Source organism: Zoogloea sp., from assembly GCF_028693495.1.
GTDB lineage: Bacteria > Pseudomonadota > Gammaproteobacteria > Burkholderiales > Rhodocyclaceae > Zoogloea.
In genome coordinates, this window is sequence record NZ_JAQUVG010000109.1 from 1 (window position 1) to 10841 (window position 10841).

At 62.8% G+C, this 10841-nt stretch carries 6 protein-coding genes and 2 pseudogenes; 7 read left to right on the forward strand and 1 reads right to left on the reverse strand.

What is annotated here, in order from left to right; all coding sequences use genetic code 11:
- The 7 genes and pseudogenes from PHD22_RS14610 to PHD22_RS14640 form a co-directional block, all read left to right on the forward strand.
- Positions 1-118 (forward strand): annotated as a pseudogene (locus PHD22_RS14610) (IS5/IS1182 family transposase); the annotation flags it as partial.
- Between the two features lie 96 nt (positions 119-214).
- Positions 215-457 carry an AbrB/MazE/SpoVT family DNA-binding domain-containing protein gene (locus tag PHD22_RS14615; protein ID WP_299868395.1) on the forward strand — a complete coding sequence of 81 codons (243 nt, stop codon included), beginning with the start codon at positions 215-217 and terminating at the stop codon, positions 455-457.
- Entirely contained in the window at positions 457-852 is a 396-nt protein-coding gene (locus PHD22_RS14620; protein WP_299868397.1) for a PIN domain-containing protein, read from the forward strand. The genes PHD22_RS14615 and PHD22_RS14620 overlap by 1 nt, the downstream gene beginning before the upstream one ends.
- A 117-nt stretch (positions 853-969) precedes the next feature.
- On the forward strand, positions 970-1170 hold the full coding sequence (locus tag PHD22_RS14625; protein WP_299868400.1) for a hypothetical protein: 201 nt from the start codon (positions 970-972) through the stop codon (positions 1168-1170).
- Positions 1163-1768, forward strand: a complete 606-nt coding sequence (locus PHD22_RS14630; RefSeq protein ID WP_299868403.1) for a hypothetical protein — start codon at positions 1163-1165, stop codon at positions 1766-1768. The genes PHD22_RS14625 and PHD22_RS14630 overlap by 8 nt, the downstream gene beginning before the upstream one ends.
- 152 nt (positions 1769-1920) lie before the next feature.
- Positions 1921-8334 (forward strand): DEAD/DEAH box helicase, encoded by a 6414-nt coding sequence (locus PHD22_RS14635; protein WP_299868406.1) that lies wholly within the window; start codon positions 1921-1923, stop codon positions 8332-8334.
- On the forward strand, positions 8331-10439 hold the full coding sequence (locus PHD22_RS14640) for a UvrD-helicase domain-containing protein (RefSeq protein WP_299868409.1): 2109 nt from the start codon (positions 8331-8333) through the stop codon (positions 10437-10439). Before PHD22_RS14635 ends, PHD22_RS14640 begins: the two co-directional genes overlap by 4 nt.
- A gap of 217 nt (positions 10440-10656) precedes the next feature.
- Here the strand turns inward: PHD22_RS14640 and PHD22_RS14645 are convergent.
- Positions 10657-10841: pseudogene (locus PHD22_RS14645) on the reverse strand (IS110 family transposase); the annotation flags it as partial.

Consider the following 10841-nt stretch of genomic DNA (forward strand, 5'->3'; position numbering starts at 1 on the left):
TAGCTTTGCCTGGCTGGAGAAAAACAGGCGGCTGTGGAAAAACTGCGAGCGCTGGATCAACACCAGCTTGCAGTTCACCCACTTGGCATTTTTGGTGCTGCTCCTCAAAAGATTGTGAACACGTTCTAAGGGAACGGGTCATCCAGACCGTCCTTAGAGTCTCCGAAAAAGGATAAACTGACGCTTTGATGTATATCCAAGCAAGGAGGCCGTCATGCAAGTCGCCAAATGGGGAAATTCTCTGGCCGTCAGGCTGCCTGCCGCCGTGGTTCAGGCGCTGGAGCTGAAGGAAGGTGAAGAAATCGAGCTGCACGTCGTGGGAGACCGCACGCTGGAGGTCGCCCGCAAGGCGCAGCCTCAGGAGCTGCTCGCTCGCCTGCGTCGGTTGAGAGGCCGGCTGCCTGTAGACTTTCGCTTCGACCGGCTCGAAGCCCATGAAGAAGACCGGGAGCGCTGATGGGCGCTGTCTTCTTCGATACCAACGTCGTGCTCTACCTGCTGTCGGCCGACGAGCACAAGGCCAACGCGGCCGAAGCACTGCTGGCACAGGGTGGCATGGTCAGTGTTCAGGTGCTCAATGAGGCGGCATCAGTCTGCCGGCGCAAGCTAAAGCTACCCTGGTCCGAGGTGCATGAGCTGCTTGATGCCGTAAAGGCGTGCTGCGAGGTGGTGACGCTGTCACTTGCCACCCATGAGAGCGCGCTCCAGCTGGCCGAGCGCGATCAACTCCCACTCTACGATGCCCTCATCTGCGCGTCGGCGCAGGAGGTCGGTGCTGAAGTGCTGTACACCGAAGACCTGCACGATGGGTTGAAACTAGGCCATCTGCAGGTCCGTAACCCCTTTAAGTGACCTCGACATGCGGCTCTCCATTCTCGCTAACGACATCCAGGCCGGAGGGGTGCGAGAATTTGTGGCTCGGCCTCATGTCGACGTTTCGGGCATAATTCATAGAGTCAAGGAGCCGCCATGAAGAAGCAAACCCGAAGCAACAAAGCGCAAGTGGACAGTCCGCTAGTCCGCTCGCTCTCATCTCACGACGAACTGATGGCGGATATGCGCGAGTTCAAAAGGGAGGTCACTGCCAGCCCCTCAGCCGCGCTGGATTTCCTGAAGCGTGCGGGGCTGGTATCGGCCAAGGGCAAGCCCAAGCAGCTCATCCGTGTCTGACGTCTGGGAACTCTACCGCTGGCAGCCTTCGTTTGTCCTGGGCTTTCATGGTACGGACGCGGGTGTGGTCGAGACCGTCGTGCAGTCACCGCTGGACGGCCTCAAGAAGTCTGAAAGCACTACCGAGTGGTTGGGCCATGGGGTTTACTTTTGGGAGCAGGACCCAGGCCGGGCCTTAGACTGGGCCAGCAACGGGAAGACCAAGGGAACGGTGACCAAGCCCGACGTGGTCGGTGCCATCATCGACCTTGGCTACTGCCTGGACCTGACTACCATCTCTGGCCTGGAGGCGGTCAGGCAGGCCTACGAGACTCTGCGCGACTCCTGCACCTTGGCTGGAGTCCCTTTGCCCCGTAATACCGGTGGTGCGGACCGACTAAAGCGTGAGTTGGATTGTGCGGTCATCCAGTCTCTGCACCTCTATCGCAAGGAAAGATGCATGCGTCCCTATGACTCAGTACGGGCGCCGTTCCCTGAGGCCGATGTTCTGTACGATGAATCGGGCTTCAGAGCGAAAAACCACATCCAGGTGTGTGTCATCAACACCGCGCAGTGCATCAAGGGGTACTTCAAACCGATTCCCGGCGCCAAGGGGTGAGACGGTTCGGAACATTGAATTATCATTGTCGGGCTGCCTATGTCCGCGCCTTTCAATGACTCGCTTCTGACCATTCGTTGTGCCGAAGCGCAACTTCACCTGCTTAAAAAGGCGGCAGCAGGTGCGCAAGCCCTTTCTCTCGAACTTCTGACATGCTGCCCTCCCTCCTTGCCAAGGACATCCAGACCGGCCTGAAGCAGTTCCTCGTCACCGCCTTCGAGCCTGCCGACCCCTTCATGCATGGGTTGATGAGCCGCTTCGTAGAGGATGAGGCGGCCTGGCTCAAGGGGCCTTACGTTCAGGTGGGGCTGCCCTTCGTGCCGGGTGCTGCCGGGCGCGCGTTCTTCGCCGGCTTCCAGACCGAGTACCCCGGGTTCAGCCACCAGGAGCAGGCGTGGCAGCGGCTCTCCAGCCTGCACAAGGCAGCCAACACCTTGGTGGCCACCGGCACGGGCAGTGGCAAGACCGAGTGCTTTCTGTATCCGGTGCTCGACCACTGCGCCCGCGCCCGGCAGGCCGGGGAGGGCGGCATCAAGGCGCTGGTCATCTATCCGATGAACGCGCTGGCTGCCGACCAGGCGGGGCGTATTGCGGCGATGGTAGCCGGCGTGCCGGCCTTCGCAGGCTTGCGGGTGGGTCTCTATGTAGGGGGTAACACGGGTAACGCTGGCGAGGGGATGATGATGACGCCGCGCTCGGTCATCACCGACCGGGCCACGCTGCGCAAGCACCCGCCCGACATCCTGCTGACCAACTACAAGATGCTCGACTACCTGATGCTGCGGCCGATGGACCGCGAGCTGTGGGCGTCGAACACGCCGACCACGCTGCGCTATGTGGTGGTCGATGAGCTGCACACCTTCGACGGTGCGCAGGGCACGGACTTGGCCCTGCTGCTGCGCCGCCTGCGGGCGCGCTTGAAGATTGACCCGAAGCACCTGATTTGCGCCGGCACCTCGGCGACGCTCGGCAGCGGCTCGGACACCGGGCCGCTGCGCGAGTACGCCCGGCAAGTGTTCGGGGTGCCGTTCGAGCCCGACTCCGTGGTGGTGGAGAACCGCCAGTCGGTCGGGGTGTTTCTGGAAGACGCGATGGTGGACTTCATGTTCAGCTTCCATCGCGAGTGGCTGGAGGCGTTGGAGCCCGCCCGCTATCGCTCGCCGGAGGCCGCGGTGGCGGCCTGGTTTGGCCTGTTCTTTCCGGATGAGCCCTCGCCGGCGGATGTGAGTGACCGGGCCTGGCGCAAGGCCCTTGGGTCTTTGCTCAAGCGTCACCAGTTGTTCGTGAATCTGCTCAAGCTGCTCAAGGGCGGGGTGGCGAGCTACGACATGCTCACCGAGGCCTTTGCGCGCAACATGCCCAGCGCCAGCAAAGCCGAGATTCGGCAGGTGCTTGACGCCCTGCTGGTGCTGATGGCCTGGGCCTTGCGGGAGGGCAATCAGCCGCTGGTGACCCTGCGTGTGCAGGTGTGGGTGCGCGAGTTGCGCCGCATGGTGGGCAAGCTCGCGGCCGACTCGGAAGAGGTCATGCTGCGCAGCGAACGGGATTTGCCGGGTGAGCGCGACGGGGTGTATCTGCCCATGGTGCAGTGCCGTCAGTGCCGGACCACGGGGTGGATTTCGCGTCTGGTGCAGGGTAGCAGCAAGCTGTCCACGAACCTGGAGGAAATCTATAACACCTGGTTCTCGCGGCGCCCTGAGGCGACGCGCTTCTACGCAGCGCGAAGCATAGGACGCGCACAGGTCGAAGGCATCGAGGAACAGGTATGTGTGAGCTGCGGCAACGTGCAGCAGGGCAAGGAGGCGTGCCTCGCCTGCGGGCACCAAGCCTTGATGCCGGTTTTCCGGGTGACGGCCCAGCAGACTCGCGTGGTCGGCCAGGCGCAATACACCCACCACGACCAGACTTGCCCGGCCTGCGGTGAGCGCGGCGAGCTGCAGCTGCTCGGTGCCCGTAACGCGACGCTGGGTTCGCAGGTGGTGGAAAACAGCTGGGCCAGCCCGTTCAACGACGACAAGAAGCTGATTGCCTTTTCTGATTCGGTGCAGGACGCCGCGCACCGGGCGGGCTTTTTCGGTGCGCGGACTTACATGAACAACGTGCGCACCGCCTGGGCGCACGTGATGGATGAGCTGGGGCTCAAGGCCATGCCCTGGGCGTCTTTCATTCAGCAGGCGCATGCCCAGTTCAATGAGCCCGGTTCGGTGCTGCACATGGAGCCGGCGCGGCTGGTTTCGGAATTCCTCGGTCCGAACATGGCCTGGCAGCACGACTGGTCGGTCGAGCTGCTGCTGAAGAATCATCTGCCCGCCGACAGCCGCTTACCGGCCAAGGTGAAAAAGCGCCTGGTGTGGCAGCTGTTCAGCGACTTGACCTACCTGAGCCAGCGCGGCCGGACGCTGGAGCGTATCGGCAAAGCTGTACTGGCGGTGCCTTGGGCGAGACTCGAACCCCTTGCTGACCGCTTGTCGGTGGTGTTCCGGGAGCAGTACGGCGCGCAGGGTATTGATACCGCCACCGTCGGGCAATGGCTGTGGGGCATGCTGACCCGCATGCGTCAGCGCGGTGGGGTGATGGACCCGGAACTGAGCGTGTATGCGGCCGACGGCAACGTTTTCGCGCTGACCAAGACGGCGGGGCGTGGGGAGTGGCTGCCGGGGATGGGCGCGAACACCCCGCGGCCCATCTTCGTGACGCTCGGCAAGCATACTGACTTCGACAAGCTCGTCGGCTCGGGGCGTCAGACCTGGTATGAGCGCTGGGCGAGCGTGGTGCTCGGTCAGCAGATGCTGCTGGCCAAGGGGATGGCCGCCGACCTGTATGGTGAGGCTATTCGTCTGTTGGTGGCCGATGGCGTACTCATCAAGTCCAGCCACCATTTGGGCGATACGCTGGCCCTCAATCCGGATGCCCTGATGCTGTGTGGCGAAGTGGCCTTCGTGGCAACCGAAGGAAGCAAACGCCGCTTGGCCGTGCCGCGCCAGGATGCCCAACGTCTTGTCGGCATGCCGTGTCTGGATGCCCTGGATGCGCGCTACGAGGCGCTGATTCCGGATGCGGGTGACTGGTGGGCCCAGCGTTTCAGCCACGGCGACTTGCGGCGGGTCATCCCGGCGGAACATACCGGGTTGCTGGAGCGTTCGATGCGTGAGGCGCTGGAGAGCCGCTTCAAGGACAAGCACCCACCGCCTTGGTACGAAAACTTGTTGTCCGCCACGCCGACATTGGAGATGGGCGTGGACATCGGCAGCCTGTCGTCGGTACTGCTGTGTTCGGTGCCGCCGAACCAGGCGAGCTTCCTGCAGCGCGTGGGCCGGGCAGGGCGCCGCGACGGCAATGCGATGACCACCACCCTGGCCGATGGGAACAGCCCGCACGACTTGTACTTCTTCGCCGAGACCGAGGAGATGATGGCCGGCGAGGTGGCGCCGCCGGGTGTCTTCCTGCAGGCCGCCGAGGTGCTGCGCCGGCAGTTGTTCGCCTACTGCATGGACGACTGGGTGGCCGGGCTGGGCAGCCAGAATGCCCTGCCCGACAAGACCTCACAGGCGCTGGATGTGATGGAGGCGAGCAAGCTCGACCGCTTCCCCTATCTGTTCACTGACCATGTGTTGGCCCACGAGGAGCGGCTCTTCAACGGTTTCATGCAACTGCTCGACGGTGATGTGGATGAGGTGGTCCGCACGCGGTTGCTGGATTTCATGGAGGGGCAGGGCGAGACGGACGGCTTGCGTACCCGCTTGATGAAGGCCCTGACCGAGCTGCTGGAGGAGCGGCGTAGCTACAAGAAGCGCAAGGACGAGCTCGACAAGGCGGTCAAGCAGCTTAGGCAGAAACCCCAGGACGAGGCGACCAAAGCGGAAATCGACGAGCTGCTGCGAGAGCGCGACAAGTTTCTCGAGCTCATCAAGGAAATCAACGCTCGCGATTTGCTCGGCACGCTGACCGACTACGGGCTGATTCCCAACTATGCCTTCCCGGAAGCCGGGGTGCAGCTTAAGTCGGTGCTGTGGCGCCGGCGTGGTGTCGATGAGCCAGGCCAGGGCAGTTACGTCACGCTCAACACCCTGAAGTACGAGCGCCCGGCCCAGTCGGCCCTGTCCGAGTTCGCCCCGGAAAACCGCTTCTACGCCAACCAGCGGCGCGTGGAAGTGGACCAAATCAACATGAACCTGGCCAAGGCCGAGGACTGGCGTTTTTGTCCAAGCTGCCACCACATGCAGAACCTGAGTGTGGAGCCGGACGTGCATCCGGTCTGCCCGCGCTGTCATGAGGCAATGTGGGGCGATGCGGCGCAGCGGCGGACCCTGCTGCGTTTCCGCCAGGCGATTGCCAACAGCAACGACTCGGAAGTGCGTATCGACGATAGCGCCGATGACCGGGAGCCCAAGTATTACGTGCGTCAGTTGATGGCGGACTTCCTGCCGGGCAACGTGCGTGAGGCGTGGCAGATTGCATCGGACGCCTTGCCCTTCGGCTTCGAGTTCATCTCGCGGGTAAGCTTCCGCGACGTGAACTTTGGAGAACTCGCCAAGCCGGGTGAGGCCTTCAAGGTGGCAGACAAGGAAGCTGCCCGACCGGGGTTTCGCCTGTGCCGGCACTGCGGAAAGGTGCAGAAGCCGCCCAGGCGCAACGGGGAGACGGCCGAGCAGACCCACAGTTTCGATTGCCCGAAGCATGGTAACAACGACCCCACCAACCTCTTGGAATGCCTTTACCTCTATCGGGAGTTCGAGTCCGAGGCGTTGCGCATTCTGGTGCCCTACACCAAGAACGGGGTGGATGAACGGGTGGTGCAGTCCTTCATGGCGGCGCTGCAACTGGGCCTGAAACGCCGCTTCGGCGGCAAGGTGGACCACCTCCGGATGGTTCAGCAGGACGAGCCGGGCAAAAACGGCGGACCGCGCAAGCACTCCGTGATGTTGTACGACTCGGTGCCAGGGGGCACGGGCTACCTCCACCAATTGTTGGCCCACGACGCCGGCACCCTGGCCGACGTGCTGAGGATGGCCCTCGACGCGGTGACGAACTGCACTTGCAACGCCGACCCGGAGAAGGATGGCTGCTACCGTTGCCTGTACCAGTACCGGCTGGGCCGTAGCATGGAGAAGGTGTCGCGCGATAACGCTAAGGCGGTGCTCGCGGACCTCGCTGGGGCGTTGGGGCAACTGCAGCGGGTGGACACGATTTCGGACATCTTCATCAACCCGAACTTTGACTCGGTGCTGGAGGCCCGTTTCATTGAGAGCCTCAAGCGCCTGAGCGGCGTCGGCGGCCTGCCAATGGTCAAGCTCGTGCAGGACGTGGTCAATGGCAAGGCAGGCTGGGTGCTGGAGGTGGGTAGCCAGCGCTACCGCATTGAGCCGCAGTGTGAGCTGGGCCCGAAGCTCAACCTGAGCACCTGGAGCAAGCCGGACTTCGTCATCTGGCCCTGGTCCGCGACCTCGAAGCGGAAGCCCATAGCGGTGTTCTGCGACGGCTGGACGGACCATCAGAACAGCCTGCGGGAGGATGCCCAGAAGCGCAGCGCCATCGTTTCGAGCGGTCAATGCTGGGTGTGGTCGGTCACGCACGACGATGTGAAAGCGGCGCTCAGTGGCAGCCTCGACCACGACCTGGAGTCGCCCTTGGTCGCGCTCTCCCGTCACGATGGCAGCAAGGCACCGCCGCACATCCCGCGTTCGCAGGAGAAGGCCTTCACCCAGCACGCGGTGGCGCGCCTGCTCGCGTGGCTGGCGACACCGGGCGATGGCAGCACGGACGCCGGCGCGGTCGCGCAGCTGCAGCGCAATGCGCTGTGGCTCGGGTTCTTGATGATTCCCTCGACGCCGGCCGACAAAGCGGTGTGTGATGGTCAGCTTGCTCAGTGGTTGCCCCGCTTGCCCGAGGTGGTCAAGGTGCCCGGCGGCGGATATGCGCCGAGTGTCGGGAGGAACGAGGGACCGTGTGCCTTCATTGGCTGGTGGCCCACGGCCTGGGGCAACCCGAAACCGCCAGAGTCCGATTGGCGTGCCCCGGGCGTCGTGGTGCTGGACGAGGCGGCAGCGGAGAACGCCGAGCAACTCCACCGCGCCTGGCGCCGTTGGCTGCAGCTCTTCAATGCGATGCAGTTCCTTCCCGGCACACTGATGGTCACCGGAAGCGGACTCGATGGCCATGACTATGAGGCACTCCAAGGTAGCGTGGCCGCAGTGGGCACACCGTCTGCCGGCGGGGCAGGTCAGGCGGCCTTGCTGGCGGTCTGGGAGGCGACCCTCCAACAAACCCTGGACGCCATGCGCCCCGGCCTGCGTCGTCTTGCGGAGGTGGGGGCGACAGTGCCCGAGGTGGGGCTGGAGCTCGCCGACGAGAAGGGCAGGGTGCTGGCCGACGCCGAGCTTGCGTGGCCGCCTGAGAAGCTGGTCGTGCTGCGTGACGACCAGGCCGACCTGAGCGAGGCCTGGGCGGCGGCGCAGTGGAAAGTGGTGGAACTGGACGAGGGGCTCGTCACCGCGGGTGGCGTCCCATGGCAGGGCGTGGTGGCGGCCGCGCTTGGCCTGACTCTGGACAATGAGGAAGAACAATGAGCTTCAAGCCGAAGGTCGCACTCGCGCAGGACTTCCTGCTGCAATTGGCTCGGTTGCCGGTATCGGTGCACTCTAAAGTGATGAAATGGGCCATCCAGTTCCAGGTGGACCCGACCAGTTCGAGCATCAACTACGAGAACATCAAGGGAGCGAAAGACCCCAACCTGAAGTCGGTTCGTCTTAACGACGATTGGCGCGGCATCGTGTTCAAGCCTTCGAAGGGGGACGTCTACGTACTTCTGTATGTGGACCACCACGATGCTGCCTATCGCTGGGCAGAGAACCGCAAGCTGACCATCAACCCGGTGACCGGGGCGATGCAGATGGTGATGCTGGAGCACGTAGTCGAGCAGGCGGTCGAGACAGTAGGGCTGGAGCAGGAAGCCCCGAGCGACACGGTCCCTGTGCAGAGTAGCGAATCGGCCGCGGTGCTGCTTTTCAGCGAGCTTTCAGATACCGAACTGATGAGTCTTGGAGTGCCGGCAGAACTGCTTCCTGCCGTGCGGAAAGTCGGCTCCGAGGAAGCGCTCGATGCCTTGCAGTCTCGCTTGCCCGCGGAAGCCTACGAGGGCCTCTTCCTCGTTGTTGCCGGTGATACCGTGAATCAGGTGCTGCAATCACGCGAGACGCGGGTGGACCAGGCCATCGATACCAGCGATTTTGCTGCTGCGCTGGCGACAGCCGAATCTCAGTCCCGCTTTGTTGTGGTCGACGACGAGGCCATGCAGGCCATCATGAATGCGCCGCTGGCCCAGTGGCGAGTCTTCCTGCACCCGACACAGAACAAGCTTGCACGGGGCGACCGCAGTGGTCCGGTGCGGGTGTTGGGTGGCGCCGGAACGGGCAAGACCGTACTCGCGATGCACCGGGCGAGATGGCTGGCGGAGAACCGCGCTCTGGGTGGCAAGAAGGTGCTCTTCACCACCTTCACACGCAACCTTGCCCTCGACATCGAGGAGAACCTGAAGACGCTGTGTAGTGCGGACACCATGTCGAAAATCGAGGTGAAGAACCTCGATGCCTGGGTCAGTGGATTCATGCGGTCGCGTAAGCTCGAGCACCGCATCGTCTATGACCGCAAGCAGGATGGGGCGCTGCAGGCCTGGCAGGTGGCACTGGCTGCCAAGGACCCCACGCTCGACCTGCCCGACAGCTTCTACTCAGATGAACTTGAGCAGGTTGTGTTGGCGCAGGGGCTCACCACGCTAGACCAATACCGAACGGCACGGCGGGTTGGCCGCGGCGTGATTCTGAGTCGCGCCAAGCGTGATGCGGTGTGGCCCGTCTTTGAGGAATACCGCGGGCAACTCGCATCCCGTAAGCTCAAGGAGGTCGATGACGCATACAGGGAAATCGCCGAGATGATTGCGACTGAGCAGGGCTCGGAGCTTGGGTACGCGGCCATCGTCATCGACGAGACCCAGGACTTTGGACCACAGGCCCTGAAGCTGTTTCGGGCGATGATTCCGCACGGGCCGAACGACCTCTTCTTCGTCGGCGACGGTCACCAGCGCATCTACAGCCGCAACCGGGCGGCGATGAGCCGCTGTGGCATCGACATCCGCGGGCGCTCACGCAAGCTCTACCTGAACTATCGCACGACCGACGAAATCCGCCGTCTAGCAGTTTCACTTCTCGAAGGCTGCGAAATCGATGACCTGGATGACGGCCCCGATGAGACCAAACGCTACAAGTCGCTGTCGCACGGTCCGACTCCAGAGGTTCGGAGGACTTCTGGACTAGAGGAGGCCGCTGCGGCTACCATAGACTTCATCGAGAAATGGCGCAGCGAGGAGGGGGAGCGAGACAGCCTATCCTTCTGTGTGGTGACTTACAGCGAAAAGAGCCGGGACTCGCTAGGACAGCAGCTCCAGTCAGTCGGTATCGCGTCGGTGCCTATCACGGCGCAGAGCAATCACCCCGATGTGCGCAATGTCGTCCACCTGGCCACCATGCATCGCGCCAAGGGTTTAGAGTTTGATTGCGTCATCGTCGTGACCCCGGAGAGCTATCTGGGGAACGTCGAGGAAACGTCTTACCAGAGGCGGTTGCTCTACGTGGCGCTAACCAGAGCCAAGCGCGGTGCCGTGTTGTTCGAAGTCTGATAAATGAAATTCCCTCAAGATTAAAAGATATTTATGAAATTCATCCACCTTACCCTATCAGCCGTATTCTTCGTTGGCAACGTGCAGGCCTCGTCCCCTGATGCCTGGCTGGAGCACGACAAGTTAGTGCGTCGAACATGCTTAACGTGAAAGAGCCCGGCCTCTGAACGAGCGAAGTCCTGACCGCAGCAGGTCATCGGAGCGAAGGCGGCCTGAATCAGGCGTGTTGCGGGATGAAGCCGAACTTGGTCAGCGCCTTGATCCAGCGAGGGGCGTTGCGTTGAACGGAAAGCGCTTCATAGTCGGTGGCCGAATCCCGGTAGTGTTGGCCACGGTTGAGCATGAAGAAGATGGTGCGCAGTAGCTTGTGGGCCAGCGCGACGATGGCTCGTTTATGGCCGC

What these genes read in the sequence shown, in the direction of transcription:
- PHD22_RS14615 (WP_299868395.1), top strand. Translation starts at nt 215, where the DNA reads ATGCAAGTCGCCAAATGGGGAAATTCTCTGGCCGTCAGGCTGCCTGCC.
- PHD22_RS14620 (WP_299868397.1), top strand. Translation starts at nt 457, where the DNA reads ATGGGCGCTGTCTTCTTCGATACCAACGTCGTGCTCTACCTGCTGTCG.
- PHD22_RS14625 (WP_299868400.1), top strand. Translation starts at nt 970, where the DNA reads ATGAAGAAGCAAACCCGAAGCAACAAAGCGCAAGTGGACAGTCCGCTA.
- PHD22_RS14635 (WP_299868406.1), top strand. Translation starts at nt 1,921, where the DNA reads ATGCTGCCCTCCCTCCTTGCCAAGGACATCCAGACCGGCCTGAAGCAG.
- PHD22_RS14640 (WP_299868409.1), top strand. Translation starts at nt 8,331, where the DNA reads ATGAGCTTCAAGCCGAAGGTCGCACTCGCGCAGGACTTCCTGCTGCAA.